Origin of the sequence: Mesorhizobium sp. Root102 (genome assembly GCF_001425625.1) — a bacterium.
Lineage (GTDB): Bacteria > Pseudomonadota > Alphaproteobacteria > Rhizobiales > Rhizobiaceae > Mesorhizobium.
Map to the genome: position 1 here is coordinate 223,795 of NZ_LMCP01000012.1, position 16,212 is coordinate 240,006.

Consider the following 16,212-nt stretch of genomic DNA (forward strand, 5'->3'; position numbering starts at 1 on the left):
GGACAGTATCATGGCTTATGACGTCGTTATCATCGGATCGGGACCGGGCGGCTATGTTTGCGCCATCAAGGCAGCGCAACTCGGGCTAAAGGTTGCGGTGGTCGAGAAGAACGCGACCTTCGGCGGCACCTGCCTGAATATCGGCTGTATCCCGTCCAAGGCACTGCTCCATGCCTCCGAGATGTTCGCCGAGGCAAGCCATTCCTTCGACACACTCGGCGTCGAGATATCGGCACCGAAGCTGAACCTGAAGAAGATGATGGCGCATAAGGATGCGACGGTGTCGTCGAACGTCAACGGCGTCGCCTTCCTGTTCAAGAAGAACAAGATCGACGCGTTCCGCGGCGCCGGCAAGGTGATCGCCGCCGGCAAGGTCTCGGTGACCGGCGAGGACGGCAAGGTCGAGGAGATCGAGACCAAGAACATCGTCATCGCCACCGGCTCGGATGTCGCCGGCATTCCCGGCGTCAAGGTCGATATCGACGAGAAGGTGATCGTGTCGTCGACCGGCGCATTGTCGCTGGACAAGGTGCCTGGCCACCTGGTGGTGGTCGGCGGCGGTGTCATCGGGCTTGAACTCGGCTCGGTGTGGGCGCGGCTCGGCGCCAAGGTCACCGTGGTCGAGTTCCTCGACACCATCCTGGGCGGCATGGACGGCGAGGTCTCCAAGCAGTTCCAGCGGCTTTTGGGCAAACAGGGTTTCGAGTTCAAGCTCGGTGCCAAGGTCACCGGCGTCGCCAAGGCCAAGAAAGGTGCCGCCGTCACCTTCGAACCGGTCAAGGGCGGTGCCGCCGAAACGATCGAGGCCGATGCCGTGCTGATCGCGACCGGCCGCCGCGCCTATGCGGACAGTCTTGGCCTGAAGGAAGCCGGCGTCGAGGTCGACGAGCGCGGCCGGGTGAAGACCGACGGTCATCTCAGGACCAACGTCCCCGGCATCTTTGCCATCGGCGATGTCATCGCCGGGCCGATGCTGGCGCACAAGGCCGAGGACGAGGGCGTGGCGGTGGCGGAAACCATTGCCGGCCAGGCCGGCCATGTGAACTATGACGTCATTCCCAGCGTCGTCTACACCAGCCCGGAAATCGCCTCGGTGGGCAAGACCGAGGAAGAGCTGAAGAAGGCCGGCATCGACTACAAGGCGGGAAAGTTCCCGTTCAGCGCCAATGGCCGGGCGCGCGCCATGCTGCACACCGACGGCTTTGTGAAGATCCTCGCCGACAAGACGAGCGACCGCGTGCTCGGCGTGCATATCGTCGGCTTCGGTGCCGGCGAGATGATCCACGAGGCGGCGGTGCTGATGGAGTTCGGCGGTTCGTCCGAGGATCTCGCCCGCACCTGCCACGCGCATCCGACGATGTCGGAAGCGGTGAAGGAGGCGGCGCTGGCGACGTTCTTCAAGCCAATCCACATCTAAAGCCCTTTCATAAACTCCGGCGGCCATCTGGCGAGGTTTTGCCCGCTTTCACAGCGCCGCGCGTCTCTCTTGGACGCGCAAAGGACGCTGTGACACTTTTTGATTGGCGCATGATCCTTTCCGAAAATCGGACTGATTTTCGGGGTCATGCGCGGCTCACGGACCCAAATGTCCGCTGCGCTCCGGTTCTCGAAAACCACACCAGCTGACTCACCGGAGCGAGTTTCTGGAAGGCCTTTCAGGGGACATTGCCCAAAACAAAACGGCCCGCTTTTCGGCGGGCCGTTCGTATTTGATATCGAGCCGATCAGTTGGCCGGTGCGGGTGCCGGCGCAGGGGCCGGTGCGGGCGCAGGTGCAGGGGCCGGTGCGGGCGCAGGTGCAGGGGCCGGTGCGGGCGCGGGCGCGGGCGCCGGTTCTGCAGGTGCAGGTTCGGCGGGTTTCATCGGTTCTGCCGGTGCGGGCGCGGGGGCCGGTGTGCTGGCCGCCGGCGGCTCGGCAGGTGCCGGATGCTCACCACTTCTTCCAAAAACATAATACGCGACAACCGCCAGAATAACGACGACCAGTGCAATCAGCCAGCCACTACCGCCGCCGCCACTCTGCTTGATGGTGGTGTTGGTGGTGTTGGGATTGAACGGATCGTTTGGATTCGGTGCGTTCGCCATAAAAGTGTCCTCCGTGGATGAAAAATATCAATCAACACCATTCAACGCGCAATCATTGAACTGGTTTCACGCTAGGGTTGGAAAACGCCAAAAACAAGGAAAATCCTGCCTTTCCGTAGCCGGAATGGCGTCGTTTCGCCATGCAGCGCGCCAGATGCGCGCCTGCTATGCCGATTCAGAGGATTTTGCCGTTATGAACTCCACAGCGCAGATTGTCCCCAACCCTCACGACGCTCTTGCCGGCGCCCAGTTCGCCGACAGCTATGTGCTGGTCACCGAAGGTCTTTCGTTGACCGCACTCGGCGCGGCAGAACGGGCTTTGGGGCGAACGCCGCGCTGGGTCGGCAGGCTCGTGGCGCTGCCAACCTTGCCGTCAGGCCATTCCGGCTGAAGACGGGCCTGGAACCTGCGGTGTTGCCGGCTGGACGGTTCGGGATATTTCCGCTCATCAGCCAGTTTCCCGGCAAGGTCGTGCTTGGCCTCGATGACCGGCATCTCGATTTCCGGGTCTTGGTCGAAGTCAGGGATCTCGGCATGGGCCGGCAGGAAGTGGCCGCGTCGACGATCGTAAAAACGCACAATTGGCTCGGACGCGCCTATCTCGCGATCGTCATACCGTTTCACCGGATCGTCGTTCCGGCGATGCTGGCTCAGATCCTGGCGAAGTAAGCTGAAGTAGCTAAAGCCCAACAGGCGTGACGGTGTAACCTGCCTTGCGAAAATCCTCGACCAGGCCTTCGGGGCCGGGAAGGTGGAGGGCGCCGACCGCCATGAAGGCATTGCCCCTGGCAAGGATCGGCCCGGCATGCTCAACCATCACCTTGTTGCGGCTGGTGATCATGGTTTCCTCGAACGCCGCATAGCCCGCGGGGTCGTCCTGCCCTTCCGGCATAGCCGCACGAAACAGCGGCCAGAACATGCCGGTGTCGCCGCGCTGGTAGAGTACGATCATGGTTTCGTTGATGTCGTTGACCTTGTCGCCGAGCTTCAGCGTGTCGACGAGGCCCTTCATGTGAAAGGCCAGCGGCAGCGAGGCCATCGCGCGCAGCTGGCTTTCGGCCGTCTCCAATCCTTCTACCGGCTTGCCGGCAGCCTTTGCACCCTCCGCCAGCTTGACGTCGAGCACTGGTGCGCCACCGGACTGACGGGCCAGTTCGCAGGCCGGCAGTGCCATCATGGCCGACAGCATCCACGGCTTCATCTTGGCAACGGTCGCCGGCGGGATGCCGCGCGCGTCGAGCGCTGAGTTCATGGCCGCCGCATCGTCGGGCGACAGCAACGACGCCAGCGTCGTGCTATCGGTGAACATCATCAGGTCCGGCTCCTTGAGCATCGCGACCATCATCTTCTGCTTGTCGAGCACGTCGGTGGTTTCGATGACAATGGTGCCGGCAGCGTCATAGGCCTTCTGCGCGTCCGGCGGCAGCGTGGTGACGCGCGGGTCGGTCATGTGCATGGTGCCGAACAGGAAGGATGGCTTTTCGCCTGGCTTTTCCAGCTTCCACAACAGGCCCTTGCCGTTCGGTGTTGCGGCCGCTTCCGTCTCGATCTTGCGGTAGGCCGCCGGGTCGTCCTTCTGCAAGGCTGACAGCATGTCGGCGCCGGTGCAGGTCGGGATTTCGGCATGCGCCCTGCCGGCCGCGAACAGCAAGACGGCGAGGAACGACAGGAAAAACAGGACGTTGAGCGCAACAAGCAGCTTCAGCGATACGGACGCTGCGCGGTCGGCGATGGCAATGATGCGCTTCATGACCCTTTCTTAGGACCGAAAAGCGGCAAAACGGTTAACCGGCACTGCGAAATTGAAGGCTTCATGCCCGCGGATGGGCGGATTCGTAGATTTCGAGCAGCCTCGCGGTGTCGACGCCGGTGTAGATCTGGGTCGTCGACAGGCTGGCATGGCCGAGCAGCTCCTGGATGGTGCGCAAATCGCCGCCGCGGCCGAGCAGATGCGTGGCGAAGGAATGGCGCAACGCATGCGGCGTCGCGGTATCGGGCAGGTTGAGCGCCGAGCGCAGCTTGGCCATGTCGCGCTGGACGATGGCCGGGTTGAGCGGGCCGCCGCGCGCGCCACGAAACAACAGGCCCTTCGGCTCGAGATGATAGGGGCAGAGCCGGCGGTATTCGGCAATTGCCCGCAGCGCCACTGGCAGCACCGGCACCAGCCGCGTCTTGCCGCCCTTGCCGGTGACGCGTAGCACGGTATCGGCCGCCGATGCCAGATCGGCGCCGGCCAGACCAAGTGCTTCGGAAATGCGCAGGCCCGATCCGTAGAGCAGCGTCAGCACGGCGGCGTTGCGGGCCGCGATCCAGGGTTCTTCCGCCAGTTGGCCCTCGATCGAAACGACATGTTTTGCATCGCTCGCCGTCAGCGGCTTGGGCAGCGATTTGGGCTGGCGCGGCGCGCGAAGGGCTGCCGCACCCGCCGCATTGGCAAGGCCGCGCCGCTCGAGGAAACGCAGCAGCGAGCGGATGCCGGCCAGGCCGCGGCCGAGCGTGCGGGCGCCGGCACCGTCGTTGCGCCGCGCCGCGAGGAAGCCGCGCAGGTCGGCCGGGCGCAGATTGGCGATGTCCGAAATGCCGGGCGAGCCGCCGCAATGGCCGGTGAGGAAATGCAGGAACTGGCGCGTGTCCCGCTCGTAGGCCTCGACGGTTTCCGGCGACAGCCGGCGCTCGCGGGCGAGCATCTTCAGCCAGCTTTCGCGTGCCGCCTGCAGATCGGGTTTGGCCGGGATGAGGAATTCCTGCATGGCGTGCCTCCGATCTTCGTTTCCTGCATGCCCGGCCATTTTCCGGCAGCCGGGTTAGGAAGCGGTGAAGAGCGCGTCATTGAAATGACAATCGGGGAGCGTTAGAGCAAAGCCAAAGGATGTCCCGCCATGAGCAAGCCCCAGAACCCTGTCCAGATGGCCGTGATCGGCGCCGCCCATGGCATCAAGGGCGAATTGCGGGTGAAGACCTTCACCGGTGAGCCGCTGGCGCTGGCCGATTACGGCCCGCTCTACGCCAGGGACGGCCGCGCCTTCCAGATCATCGACATCAGGCCGGCCAACACCGTCGTCGTGGTCCGCTTCAAGGGCGTTGCCGACCGCAACGCCGCCGAGGCGCTGGCCGGCACGGAGCTGTTCGTCGACCGTTCGATGCTGCCGGACGACGGCGAGGAGGATGAATTCTATCATGCCGACCTCGTCGGTCTCGAAGTCCGGGACGACACGGGTGCTGCGCTCGGCAAGGTCGTCGCGGTGCACAATTTCGGCGGCGGCGACATTCTCGACGTGACATTGGGTGGGCGCAAGGGCGTGCTGATCCCGTTCACACAGGCCGCGGTGCCACAAGTGTCGATCGCCGAAGGCTTCGTACGTGTCGACCCGGCGGCGGCCGGGCTGGTCGAAGACGAGGACGGCGATGGCCCGCGCGAGGAAGACTTCGACCCGAAGGGCAGGCCGCGCGGACCGAGCGATGCCGGGGGCAACCGGTGACGTTCAAGGCCTCGGTGCTGACGCTTTACCCGGAAATGTTTCCCGGCGCGCTCGGCCTGTCGTTGGCCGGGCGGGCGCTCGAGGCCGGCACGTGGTCACTGGAGGCGATCCAGATCCGTGACTTCGCCACTGACCGCCATCGCACCGTCGACGACACGCCGGCCGGCGGCGGCGCCGGTATGGTGATGCGCGCCGATGTTCTGGCGAAAGCCATAGACCATGCTTCGCCGGAGGGCGATGTGAGGCCTCGGCTGCTGATGAGCCCGCGCGGCAAACCGCTGACCCAGGCGCGTGTGCGGGAACTGGCCGCCGGGCCGGGCGCTGTCATCCTGTGCGGCCGCTTCGAAGGCGTCGACCAGCGGGTGATCGAGGCGCGGGGATTGGAGGAAGTCTCCATCGGCGATTTCGTCCTCTCAGGTGGTGAGCCGGCGGCGCTTGTGCTGCTCGACGCGGTGGTGCGGCTGTTGCCCGGCGTGATGGGCAACGCGGTGTCGGGCGAGGAAGAGAGTTTCGAAAACGGCCTGCTCGAACATCCGCACTATACGCGGCCGCAGGAATTCGAGGGGCGCGAGATTCCCGAGGTGCTGATTTCCGGCAATCACAAGAAGATCGCTGCATGGCGGCGGGCGGAGTCAGAAAGACTGACAGCCGAGAGGCGTCCGGACCTGCTAGCCGCTGCTCAGCCCTTGGCAAAATAGTAGAAGGCGAGGAACAGGCCGACGGCAACGACAAAGCCGCGCACCGCGTTTTGCGGCACGCGCTTGGCGATCCAGACGCCGGCATAGCCGCCCAGCGCGCCGCCCGGGATCATGATGATCGCCTGTGGCCAGGCGACGACGCCACCCGAGACGAAGACGACGATCGCGACAGCGGCGATGACCATGGCCAGCATGTTCTTCAAAGCGTTCAGCCGGTGGTAGTCGCCGGCTTGCGTGAGGCCGAGCGTCGCCAGCATCATCACCCCCATGCCGGCACCGAAGAAGCCGCCATAGATGGCGGTGACGAACTGCGCGAGCGAACCGGCGAGTGAGCCGACGGAAGCTTCGTGTCCCGGTTTTGGCGCCGGCTTCAGCCAGGGGCCGGCGGCAAACAGCGCTGTCGCGGCCAGCAACAGCCACGGCACCAGGGCGCGAAACGACGGATTGTCGAGCGCCAGCAGGATCAGCGCACCGGCCAGCGCGCCTGCCGCCGAGATCAGGCACAGCAGCAGCGCGCCGCGCCAGAAATGCCTGATGTCGGCCGAGTAGGCGAGCGTCGAGGTTATGTAGCCTGGAAATTGCGTCACCGAGGAGGTGGCGTTGGCGACGATCGGCGGCAGGCCGACCAGCGTCATGGCGCCGAAGGTGATGAAGGTACCGCCACCGGCGACCGCATTGGCGGCGCCTGACAGAAAGCCCGCCAGAAACAGCAGGATGGCATCGAAGACAGACATGGGATGTGGCCGCTCAAAACTGTGTTATATCAGGCTTAGGAAGCCTGCAGGACCGACGCAACCCGGCACGGCAGGATTACGATGGTGCCATGCAAGCAGAAAATGCGCGGCCAAGGCGTGACAAAGCGGCGAAATAGCTGTATGTGCCCGCCCGTACCGGCCAGAAAGAATCTGCCGGACCCGTCAACAATGACGGTGTAGTCGCCCCTGCCCGATGTTTCAAAGACAAATGTCTCAGAGACAAAGGGCATAGTCGAGCGGTCATTGGAACTGCAAGGCGAGTGTCGGACGCTCTGACTGTCGGAAGAACAAGAAGTGGATTTTTGAGATGGATATCCTCCGTCAGCTCGAGGCCGAACAGGCCGCCAAGATCGAAGCCAAGCGCAAGCTTCCTGAATTCCAGCCCGGCGACACCGTGCGCGTCATGGTCCGCGTGACCGAAGGCACCCGCACCCGCGTCCAGGCTTATGAGGGCGTCGTCATCGCCCGCGCCGGCGCCGGCTTCCAGGAGAACTTCACCGTTCGCAAGATTTCCTACGGCGAAGGCGTCGAGCGCGTGTTCCCGGTCTATTCGCCGATGGTCGAAGGCGTCGAGATCGTTCGCCGCGGCAAGGTGCGCCGCGCCAAGCTCTACTATCTGCGCGATCGTCGCGGCAAGTCGGCCCGTATTTCGGAAAACACCGGCGTGCGCGCCCGCAAGCTGAACGACGAGGAGCGCGATGCGCTGAACGCCGAGAAGGCCCGCATCGAGGCCGAGAAGGTGGCAGCCGCCGAGGCTCTGGCCGCCGAGAAGGCCGCCCAGGACGCCGCCGAGAAGAAGGCCGCCGCCGAGGCAGCCGAAGCCGCCAAGGCAGCGGAAGCAGCCACCGCCGAATAAGGTTTTCGACCAGCATGTTCAAAAAGGCGGCTTCGGCCGCCTTTTTTCGTTTCCGGAAAAGGCTTGGGAAGGAAATCTGAATTGACTCGATTTGCATCGTGTACTAAAAAATCGTGAACGATTTAAATGGAGAAGCGAGATGCCTGCATTGTATTCCACCCAAGCCCGCGCCGTCGGCGGCCGCGCCGGCCATGTCCAGAGTGATGATGGCCTGCTCAGCCTCGACCTTGCCATGCCGAAGGAACTGGGCGGCAAGGGTGGCGCCACCAATCCCGAGCAGCTGTTCGCCGCCGGTTATGCCGCCTGTTTCGAAAGCGCCATGCGTTTCATCGCCGGCAAGCAGAAACTGCCGCTGCAGGATGCTTCGGTGACGGCCAATGTCAGCCTGCACAGCATTGCGCAGGGCGGATTTGTGCTTGGCGTTTCCCTGGCGGCAGAAACGAAAGGTCTTGATCAGGCGGCGACGGAAGCGCTTTTATCGGCGGCGCACCAGATTTGCCCCTATTCCAACGCCATCAAGGGCAACATCGAAGTGACGCTATCGGCCAGGGCACTTCCGGCAAAGGCAGCATGACCACGAAGCAGACAAGCGATGTCATCGACGTCCCGGCGGGTTTCGCCGGGATACCGAAGCTCGACCAGCATCTGTGCTTCGCGCTCTATTCGGCAAGCGGGCTGATGACACGGCTCTATCGACCGCTGCTCGAGCCGCTCGGCCTGACCTATCCGCAATATCTGACCATGCTGGCGCTGTGGGAGCATGCGCCGCGCACCGTCGGCGAACTCGGCGATGCGCTGGGGCTCGATTCGGCAACGCTGACGCCATTGCTGAAGCGCCTGGAAGGCAATGGCCTGGTGACGCGCCGGCGTGACGCCGCCGACGAACGCCGGGTGCTGGTCGAACCGACACAGCAGGGCCGGGCGCTACGCGAGGGCGCCAAGGCGGTGTCGGCCGCGATGCGCTGCCACTCGCCGCTCGATGGCGACGAGTTGAAATCCCTGCATCACACCTTGACCCGGCTGATCGATGGCTTGCGTGAAGCCAGCGCCGCGGCGCCGGACCGAGATTGACGGCGGATCGCAAGGATCGTCCTGGAATCCCGGAATTGGCGGCACAGGAATCCGTTTTCGCATGCGCTGACGCAGCGGACCGTCTTGCATGACGCTTGCGGAAAGCTAAAGTCGGCGCCGGATTTTCCTGCAAGCCCGGCCATGCCCGGGTCCTTCAATTTTCCGGGGAGTGTGTCATGACCAAATCGAAACTGCTTCTGGCAGGCCTGCTTGCCCTCGTCTTGGCACCCGTTGCCGCCTTCGCGCAGGCTTTGCCCGACCTCGGCGGCAAGAAGGTGGTGGTGGTGACCGAAAACGCCTATCCGCCGCTGCAGTTCATCGACGCCAAGACCGGCAAGCAGATCGGCTGGGAATATGATGCGATGAATGAGATCGCCAAGCGGCTGAATTTCACCGTCGAGTACCAGAACACCTCCTGGGACGCGATGATCCAGGCGGTTTCCGACAACCAGTACAACATCGGCATGACCGGCATCACCATCAAGGACGACCGCAAGGAGAAGGTCGATTTCTCCGACCCCTATATGCGCTCGGAACAGTTCATGCTGGTGCGTGGCGATGAAAGCCGCTTCACCGATGCCAAGACCTTCGGCGCCTTCAAGGACGGACTGATCGGCGCGCAGGCCGGCACCACGCCATTCTATACCGCCGTCTACAGCGTGCTCGACGGCAATGAGCAGAACCCGCGCATCAAACTCTTCGAGACCTTCGGCGCGACGGTGCAGGCGCTGAAATCCGGCGACGTCGATGTCGTGCTGACCGACGGCACCGCCGGCAAGGGCTATGTCGACGCCTCCGAGGGCAAGCTGAAGCTGATCGGCGGACCGCTCGGCACAGAGGATTTTGGCTTCATCTTCCCGAAGGGTTCGGACTTGGTGAAGCCGGTCAACGCGGCGATCGCCGCGCTCAAGGCGGATGGAACGCTCGATGCGCTCAACAAGAAGTGGTTTCTTGACTACAAGATGGGGCAGTAGTTCGTCTTGTCGCGAGGGTTGCGTGACGGACAGGAATTTGCGCTGACCCTGCGCTCGCACACCCCCCTCTGTCCTGCCGCCTTGGAACGCTCCGACATCTGCTTGGCCGGCCTCGCCTGATGGCAACGCCTGCCTCTTCCTCCAAGGCCGACTTCCCCTGGTGGCTTGTCGTTGCCGTAACCATCGCGATTGCGGTGGCCGTCTTCGTGGCCACCAGCAACCTCTATGCCCAGGTGTTCGCCACCGTCGCCAAGGGCATCGGTATCACCATCTTCGTCACCGTGATCGCCTTTGTGCTGGCGTCGGCCATCGGGCTCGGCATCGCGCTGATGGGAATGTCCGGTTCGCGCTTCATGCGCCAGATCGCGCGCTTCTATGTCGAGATCATCCGCGGCGTGCCGATCCTTGTGCTGCTGTTCTGGATCGCCTTTGCCGGGGCACCGGCCTTCGTCGCGGCCTGGAACGCGCTGACCGCGCCGCTGCAAAGCGCCGGCCTGTTCGGCGAGCTGCTGGTGCGCGACGTGTCGCTGTTGTGGCGCGCCATCATGGCGCTGACCATCGGCTATTCAGCCTTCATCTCGGAGGTGTTTCGAGCCGGCATCCAGGCGGTGGAGAAAGGCCAGATCGAAGCGGCGAAGGCACTGGGGCTCAGCCGGGCACAGCGCTTCCGGCTGATCGTGTTCCCGCAAGCGATCCGTACCATCCTGCCGCCGCTCGGGAACGATTTCGTCGCTTTGGTCAAGGATTCCTCGCTGGTCTCGGTGCTCGGCGTCGCCGACATCACCCAGATGGGCAAGGTCTATGCCGCCGGCTCGTTCCGCTTCTTCGAGACCTATTCGATCGTCGCCTATGTCTATCTGATCCTGACGGTAGGCCTGTCCCTGGCCTTGCGGGCGCTGGAACGGCGGCTGCGCCGTCAGCACGAGGAATAGTTTTTCGGCGAAGACAGCGCTACGATCCTCGGTATTCTCGTGAAGGAGGTCCCATGATCGTCGACAAAGCCAATGCAGCGCTGGATTCCGTCTATACGGCCGACACGCCGGAAGCGCTTGAAGAGGCCTATGCGGCATGGGCCGCGACCTACGACAGCGAGACCGCCTCGCTCGGTTATCTCCTGCCGTTCCTGATCACCGCCTGGGTAGCGCGCCATGTGCCGGCGGGCGATGGCCCCTTGCTCGATGCCGGCTGCGGCACCGGCCTGTCGGGTCCGTCGCTGAAGGCGCTCGGCTACCGCGACATTGCCGGGCTCGATCTCTCGGACGACATGCTGAAGATCGCCGGCAGCCGCAATGCCTATAGCGAGTTGAAACAGGCGATGCTCGGCAGGAATCTGCCATGGTCGGATGGTCATTTCCGCGCTTTCTTCTCGACCGGCGTGTTCACCATCAGCCATGCGCCGGCCTCCGGCCTGCACGAACTGGTGCGCATAACCCGCAAGGGCGGCCATGCCATCTTTACCGTGCGGGACCAGGTGTTCGAAAGCGGCGGCTTTCAGGCCGTGTTCGACGATCTGGCGCAAGCGGAGAGATGGCGACCGGTCGAGGAGAGTCCCTGGTTCCGCTGCTATGCGATCGCGGAGCCAGATGCGCTGGTGAAGACGTTTGTGTTTGAAGTGATCTGAGTAGAGAGGCTTGGATTCTGCTAAGACACGCCGCAATTGCCGGCAAGCCAAAACATTGGTATGAGCCACGCCATGGAAGAGCTTTTTGGCGATCCGGCCTACAAGGGGTTCGTGCTGCAGGACAGGAAACGCCTGCCGTCGCGCTTCTCCGCGCGCGTGTCCGGCGCGTTGACCAGCCGACTATCCTAGGCCGACCTGTCCAGGTCGTTTCGCCGGGCCGAAAGTCAGGCGTCTGCTCTTTCCCATTCTCATATCGACGGATTTACGCACATGAGCGCACCGCGCACCCTCTACGACAAGATTTTCGACGACCATGTCGTCGACCGCCAGGACGACGGCACCTGCCTGCTCTACATCGACCGTCACCTCGTCCATGAAGTGACCAGCCCGCAGGCCTTCGAAGGCCTGCGCATGACCGGCCGCAAGGTCCGGCATCCGGAAAAGACGCTGGCCGTGGTCGATCACAATGTTTCGACCTCGCCCGAGCGCAAGTTCGGCATCAAGAACGAGGAAAGCCGCATCCAGGTCGAGGCGTTGGCCAAGAACGCCAAGGATTTCGGCGTCGAATATTATTCCGAGAACGATATCCGCCAGGGCATCGTTCATATCATCGGTCCGGAGCAGGGCTTTACCCTGCCCGGCATGACCATCGTCTGCGGCGACAGCCACACCTCGACCCATGGCGCTTTCGGCGCACTGGCGCATGGCATCGGCACGTCCGAGGTCGAGCATGTGCTGGCGACGCAGACGCTGATCCAGCGCAAGGCCAAGAACATGCTGGTGCGTGTCGACGGCCAGTTGCCGGAAGGCGTTACCGCCAAGGACATCATCCTGGCCATCATCGGCGAGATCGGCACCGCCGGCGGTACCGGCTATGTCATCGAATATGCCGGCGAGGCGATCCGTGCGCTGTCGATGGAAGGCCGCATGACGATCTGCAACATGTCGATCGAGGGCGGCGCGCGTGCCGGGCTGATCGCCGCGGACGAGACGACATTCGCCTATGTCAAGGACAAGCCGCGCGCCCCGAAGGGTGCGGCCTGGGATGCGGCACTCGAATACTGGAAGACGCTGCAGTCCGACGAGGGCGCGCATTTCGACAAGGTGATCGTGCTCGACGCGGCCAAGCTGCCGCCGATCGTCTCCTGGGGTTCCTCGCCCGAGGACGTCGTGTCGGTGCAAGGCATCGTGCCGAACCCGGAAGACATCACTGACGAAAACAAGCGTACCTCCAAGCAGCGCGCGCTCGACTATATGGGGCTGACGCCGGGCACCAAGATCACCGACATCACGCTCGACCGCGTCTTCATCGGTTCCTGCACCAATGGCCGTATCGAGGATCTGCGCGCCGTCGCCAAGGTGGTCGAAGGCAAGACGGTCAGCCCGCATGTCGATGCGATGATCGTGCCGGGCTCCGGCCTGGTCAAGGAACAGGCCGAAGCCGAAGGCCTCGACAAGATCTTTGTCGCCGCCGGCTTCGACTGGCGCGAGCCGGGCTGTTCGATGTGCCTGGCCATGAACGATGACCGGCTGAAGCCACATGAGCGCTGCGCCTCGACCTCGAACCGCAATTTCGAGGGACGCCAAGGTTTCAAGGGCCGCACCCATCTGGTGTCGCCAGCGATGGCGGCGGCTGCGGCGATCGCCGGGCATTTCGTCGACATCCGCGAGTGGAAGTAACTCTGGAGCGCCGAGCTTCGAACACATGCCAGGCCCCGGACCGCTTTGCGGCTCCGGGGCCTTTTTCATCCGGTTCGTCGACATATTCGCTTTCGCTTAACCGCTTGTTTGCGCTTGCGCTCTAAGGTCTTCCCTGACGTAAGCGGGGAAATTACAGTCGTTTGGATACGGGTCTGCTCATAGCGCTGCTCAACCCGACGATCGCGTTGGCGCTCGGCGCCGCGTTCCTCGTGCTATGGTCCTATCAACGCCACCGCCCCTATCTGGCCGTGCTGGCGATCAGCTACAGTCTCTCGGCAATCGGCTTCCTGCTGCAGTATTTCACCTTGCCGATCGGCATGCAGCTGACCAAGCTGGCGTCGAACATCTGCTTCACCATCGCCGGCTGCTGCCTGTCCAGCGCCATCGTCCACCGCTATGGCCGCAAGGTGCCCTATATGGGGATCGGCGTGCTCGGGGGCGGCGGCCTGGCGTCGTTGTGCTGGTTCCTGTTCGTCGCGCCGGATCTCACCTGGCGCATCCTGGCGATGAATTTCGCTTTCGGCGGCATCAGCGTTCTGGTCGCTGCCGAACTGCGCCCGGTGCGCAACAACGGTCCGACCGAGAAAATCCTGTTCGTGCTGTCGCTGCTGTCGGGCTTGAATTTCTTCGTACGCACTTTGGTCGTCGTCATCGCGCACGGACCCTTCACCAGCTATGACGGCTTCTATGGCTCGTCCTACTGGACGACAGCGCTTCTCTCGCAGGCATTGCTGTCGCTGCTCATCGCGCTGTGCCTGTTCTCCGCCGCGGCACTCGACGTGATGAAAGCGTTGAAGACCGAGACCTATACCGACCCGCTGTCGGGCCTGCTCAACCGGCGTGGCTTCGAGGAGCGCGGCATGCTGCTGCTGCGGCACTGCGCCTCGGCCCGGTTCCCGGTCGCGCTGGTGCTGGCGGACCTCGATCATTTCAAGGCGCTCAACGATGTGCACGGGCATGCGGCGGGCGATCGCGTGATCGCCGACTTCGCCGCGAAGCTTCGGTCGGCGGCCGGCGCGCGCGGTGTTGCCGGGCGCATCGGCGGCGAGGAGTTCGCCGTGCTGCTGCCGCTCAGCGATCTCGCCGCCGCGCGGCTGTTTGCCGAGGCGGTGCGCACGCTCTATTCGGCCGGCCATGTCGACGGGCTTCCCGCCGGGACGAAGGTGACAGCCAGCTTCGGCGTGGCGGCTCGCAGCGGCGACGAGGCCCTGGAGCCGCTGATGCGCCGTGCCGACGACGCGCTCTACAAAGCCAAGAAGAACGGCCGCGACAGCGTGCGCCTGTCCTATGAGCGGCCGGAAACGGCGTTCGTGCCGGAGCCGCTCAAGACCGGCTGATCCGATCGGGTCGGGACGGCGTTAACGTCTTCTTCGCCCGTCGATGCTTAGCTGTCAGCGTGGGTGCGGGAAGAATATGAGCGGTGCCAACTTCATCCTGTTGATCAATTTGTCGGTCGCCGGCCTGCTGGCGGCATCCTTCATGGCGGTCGCTTTCCACGATGTCGGCCGCGCGCCGGCGCGCTGGCTGGGATTTGGCTATCTGCTGGGCATGGCCTATTCGGCCATCGAATTCAGCATTCCCGCTTTCACCGACGCGCGGCTCCCGGTCGTTGCCGCCTTCGCGGTCTTCCTTGGCGCCACCATTGCATTCAATGGCGGGCTTGCCCGTAAATACGGCGTGGCACCGCCCTGGAAGCCGATGCTGTTGTTCCTGGTCGTCACCACTGTCGCTGTGTATTTCGTGCAGGATCTGCCGCGCCAGTCGCTGGTCCGCATGATGGCCTACCAGCTTCCCTATGCCGTCATGCAGTTCGTCGGGCTGGCCATCGTCTGGTCATCTAGGCAAAGGCTCGCCCGTCTTGACCGCATCCTGATGGCAGTGCTGGCGGCCAGCGGCCTGCAGTTTGCCTCCAAGCCGTTCATCGCGCATGCGCTTGGCGGCTGGGGCGCCAATCCGCAGGCCTATCTGCAAAGCAACTACGCGCTGGTGTCGCAGTCGCTCGGCACTGTCTTTGCGCTGGCGCTGGCGCTGCTGATGCTGGCCATCCTGGTTCGCGACGTGCTCGCCGAAGTAACGTCGAAATCGGAGATGGACACGCTTTCGCGCCTGCTCAACCGCGGCGGCTTCACCCGCCATGCCGAGCTGGCGGTGCTTGGCGCGATGCGGCAAGGCGTGCCAGTCGCGCTGGTCATCGCTGACCTCGATCATTTCAAGAGCGTCAACGACAGTTTTGGCCATGCGTCCGGCGACCGGGTGATCGAAACTTTTGCAGGCTTCCTGCGCGAAGCCGCCACCGGGCATCATGTCGCCGGCCGCATCGGCGGCGAGGAGTTCGCCATCATCCTGCCGGGAACCAACCTTGCCGCCGCGCGGCTGTTCGCGGAGGGCACGCGTAGCGCTTTCGGCGCGCTGCCAATCGACGGATTGCCGGCGGGCAACCGCTGCACCGCGAGCTTCGGCGTCGCCGAACTTCATCCGAGCGAAGACTTTGCCGATCTGATGCGGCGCGCCGACCAGGCGCTCTATCAGGCCAAGAATGCCGGGCGCGATTGCGTGCGCGTCTCCGCCGGGCCGGCCGGCAACTGGTCGTCAGCCGGAATGGAAGCTAGCGGCAGGGGCTGAGTTCGGGCATCTCGCCGTCGGAGAGACCGTACATATAGGAGCGGCCCTTCACCAGCACGGGCGGCCGGTAGCAATCGCCGTATCCCGATATCTCGTCGGCCTCGTTCTCGTAGATCACCTTGGGCTGGCCGGCGCTGGTGTAGTCGGACAGTTGCTTGGCCAGCCTGCCTTCGCCGACGAGGATGCGCTTGTAGCCGGCGGCGCTGTCGATGACGAGATTGCCAAAGGAATCGGCGTAGACGCGATCCTGATGCCGCGCGCCGGCGACCGCTGGCGCTGCCAGGCCAACGACCGAAGCCGCCACTATGAGCGCCGCAAGGCGCGATCTGCCCGAATTCGAACGCATGGCGT

General features: G+C 63.9%; 18 protein-coding genes. 14 read left to right on the top strand and 4 right to left on the bottom strand.

All coding sequences use genetic code 11. The features are described from left to right. Positions 1–10 precede the first annotated feature (10 nt). From lpdA to ASD12_RS35880, 3 genes are all read left to right on the top strand, one after another. Complete coding sequence (gene lpdA, locus ASD12_RS12240) at positions 11–1,417, top strand: dihydrolipoyl dehydrogenase (protein ID WP_056585755.1); 1,407 nt, start codon at positions 11–13, stop codon at positions 1,415–1,417. A gap of 632 nt (positions 1,418–2,049) precedes the next feature. Then, positions 2,050–2,475: a hypothetical protein gene (locus ASD12_RS35875; RefSeq protein WP_320410785.1), complete on the top strand. Its 426-nt coding sequence runs from the start codon at positions 2,050–2,052 to the stop codon at positions 2,473–2,475. 20 nt (positions 2,476–2,495) lie between these two features. Further along, positions 2,496–2,753, top strand: a complete 258-nt coding sequence (locus ASD12_RS35880) for a DUF2867 domain-containing protein (RefSeq protein ID WP_320410784.1) — start codon at positions 2,496–2,498, stop codon at positions 2,751–2,753. Between the two features lie 10 nt (positions 2,754–2,763). Here the strand turns inward: ASD12_RS35880 and ASD12_RS12250 are convergent, their stop codons facing one another. Continuing rightward, positions 2,764–3,834 carry a TraB/GumN family protein gene (locus tag ASD12_RS12250; RefSeq protein WP_056585757.1) on the bottom strand — a complete coding sequence of 357 codons (1,071 nt, stop codon included), beginning with the start codon at positions 3,832–3,834 and terminating at the stop codon, positions 2,764–2,766. 61 nt (positions 3,835–3,895) lie between these two features. Then, positions 3,896–4,834: a tyrosine recombinase XerC gene (locus ASD12_RS12255; protein WP_056585760.1), complete on the bottom strand. Its 939-nt coding sequence runs from the start codon at positions 4,832–4,834 to the stop codon at positions 3,896–3,898. Positions 4,835–4,963: 129 nt separating this feature from the next. Here ASD12_RS12255 and rimM point away from each other — a divergent pair, with 129 nt between their 5' ends. Together rimM and trmD are read left to right on the top strand one after the other, a co-directional pair. Continuing rightward, positions 4,964–5,563, top strand: coding sequence for a ribosome maturation factor RimM (rimM, locus tag ASD12_RS12260; protein ID WP_056585762.1), 600 nt, complete (start codon positions 4,964–4,966; stop codon positions 5,561–5,563). Next, positions 5,560–6,261, top strand: coding sequence for a tRNA (guanosine(37)-N1)-methyltransferase TrmD (gene trmD, locus ASD12_RS12265; protein ID WP_056585764.1), 702 nt, complete (start codon positions 5,560–5,562; stop codon positions 6,259–6,261). The genes rimM and trmD overlap by 4 nt, the downstream gene beginning before the upstream one ends. Here trmD and ASD12_RS12270 read toward each other — a convergent pair. Next, positions 6,243–6,995, bottom strand: coding sequence for a sulfite exporter TauE/SafE family protein (locus ASD12_RS12270; protein WP_056585766.1), 753 nt, complete (start codon positions 6,993–6,995; stop codon positions 6,243–6,245). The two genes, trmD and ASD12_RS12270, sit on opposite strands and share 19 nt — an antisense overlap. Positions 6,996–7,323: 328 nt before the next feature. Between ASD12_RS12270 and rplS the strand changes: the two genes are divergently transcribed. From rplS to ASD12_RS12315, 9 genes are all read left to right on the top strand, one after another. Then, a complete protein-coding gene (gene rplS, locus ASD12_RS12275; protein ID WP_056585769.1) occupies positions 7,324–7,872 on the top strand; it encodes a 50S ribosomal protein L19 in 549 nt (182 codons plus the stop codon). Between the two features lie 139 nt (positions 7,873–8,011). Further along, positions 8,012–8,446, top strand: a complete 435-nt coding sequence (locus ASD12_RS12280) for an organic hydroperoxide resistance protein (RefSeq protein WP_056585771.1) — start codon at positions 8,012–8,014, stop codon at positions 8,444–8,446. Further along, entirely contained in the window at positions 8,443–8,943 is a 501-nt protein-coding gene (locus tag ASD12_RS12285) for a MarR family transcriptional regulator (RefSeq protein ID WP_056585772.1), read from the top strand. Before ASD12_RS12280 ends, ASD12_RS12285 begins: the two co-directional genes overlap by 4 nt. A gap of 176 nt (positions 8,944–9,119) precedes the next feature. Beyond that, positions 9,120–9,917, top strand: a complete 798-nt coding sequence (locus ASD12_RS12290; RefSeq protein WP_056585774.1) for a transporter substrate-binding domain-containing protein — start codon at positions 9,120–9,122, stop codon at positions 9,915–9,917. Between the two features lie 119 nt (positions 9,918–10,036). Further along, the gene (locus ASD12_RS12295; protein ID WP_056585776.1) at positions 10,037–10,849 is read left to right on the top strand and encodes an amino acid ABC transporter permease; all 813 of its coding nucleotides are present in this window, start codon (positions 10,037–10,039) and stop codon (positions 10,847–10,849) included. A gap of 53 nt (positions 10,850–10,902) precedes the next feature. Then, positions 10,903–11,538, top strand: coding sequence for a class I SAM-dependent methyltransferase (locus ASD12_RS12300; protein ID WP_056585778.1), 636 nt, complete (start codon positions 10,903–10,905; stop codon positions 11,536–11,538). A 270-nt stretch (positions 11,539–11,808) separates the two neighbouring features. Further along, the gene (gene leuC, locus ASD12_RS12305) at positions 11,809–13,218 is read left to right on the top strand and encodes a 3-isopropylmalate dehydratase large subunit (RefSeq protein WP_056585783.1); all 1,410 of its coding nucleotides are present in this window, start codon (positions 11,809–11,811) and stop codon (positions 13,216–13,218) included. 161 nt (positions 13,219–13,379) lie between these two features. Beyond that, a complete protein-coding gene (locus tag ASD12_RS12310) occupies positions 13,380–14,576 on the top strand; it encodes a GGDEF domain-containing protein (RefSeq protein WP_056585785.1) in 1,197 nt (398 codons plus the stop codon). A gap of 76 nt (positions 14,577–14,652) precedes the next feature. After that, positions 14,653–15,861, top strand: coding sequence for a GGDEF domain-containing protein (locus ASD12_RS12315; protein ID WP_056585787.1), 1,209 nt, complete (start codon positions 14,653–14,655; stop codon positions 15,859–15,861). Here ASD12_RS12315 and ASD12_RS12320 read toward each other — a convergent pair. Then, positions 15,845–16,207, bottom strand: coding sequence for a hypothetical protein (locus ASD12_RS12320; RefSeq protein WP_056585788.1), 363 nt, complete (start codon positions 16,205–16,207; stop codon positions 15,845–15,847). The two genes, ASD12_RS12315 and ASD12_RS12320, sit on opposite strands and share 17 nt — an antisense overlap. Between the last annotated feature and the right edge of the window lie 5 nt (positions 16,208–16,212).

Excerpts from the sequence above, each read along its gene's own strand:
- lpdA (WP_056585755.1), top strand. The coding sequence starts at position 11 with ATGGCTTATGACGTCGTTATCATCGGATCGGGACCGGGCGGCTATGTT.
- ASD12_RS12250 (WP_056585757.1), bottom strand. The coding sequence starts at position 3,834 with ATGAAGCGCATCATTGCCATCGCCGACCGCGCAGCGTCCGTATCGCTG.
- ASD12_RS12255 (WP_056585760.1), bottom strand. The coding sequence starts at position 4,834 with ATGCAGGAATTCCTCATCCCGGCCAAACCCGATCTGCAGGCGGCACGC.
- rimM (WP_056585762.1), top strand. The coding sequence starts at position 4,964 with ATGAGCAAGCCCCAGAACCCTGTCCAGATGGCCGTGATCGGCGCCGCC.
- ASD12_RS12270 (WP_056585766.1), bottom strand. The coding sequence starts at position 6,995 with ATGTCTGTCTTCGATGCCATCCTGCTGTTTCTGGCGGGCTTTCTGTCA.
- rplS (WP_056585769.1), top strand. The coding sequence starts at position 7,324 with ATGGATATCCTCCGTCAGCTCGAGGCCGAACAGGCCGCCAAGATCGAA.
- ASD12_RS12280 (WP_056585771.1), top strand. The coding sequence starts at position 8,012 with ATGCCTGCATTGTATTCCACCCAAGCCCGCGCCGTCGGCGGCCGCGCC.
- ASD12_RS12285 (WP_056585772.1), top strand. The coding sequence starts at position 8,443 with ATGACCACGAAGCAGACAAGCGATGTCATCGACGTCCCGGCGGGTTTC.
- ASD12_RS12290 (WP_056585774.1), top strand. The coding sequence starts at position 9,120 with ATGACCAAATCGAAACTGCTTCTGGCAGGCCTGCTTGCCCTCGTCTTG.
- ASD12_RS12295 (WP_056585776.1), top strand. The coding sequence starts at position 10,037 with ATGGCAACGCCTGCCTCTTCCTCCAAGGCCGACTTCCCCTGGTGGCTT.
- ASD12_RS12300 (WP_056585778.1), top strand. The coding sequence starts at position 10,903 with ATGATCGTCGACAAAGCCAATGCAGCGCTGGATTCCGTCTATACGGCC.
- leuC (WP_056585783.1), top strand. The coding sequence starts at position 11,809 with ATGAGCGCACCGCGCACCCTCTACGACAAGATTTTCGACGACCATGTC.
- ASD12_RS12315 (WP_056585787.1), top strand. The coding sequence starts at position 14,653 with ATGAGCGGTGCCAACTTCATCCTGTTGATCAATTTGTCGGTCGCCGGC.
- ASD12_RS12320 (WP_056585788.1), bottom strand. The coding sequence starts at position 16,207 with ATGCGTTCGAATTCGGGCAGATCGCGCCTTGCGGCGCTCATAGTGGCG.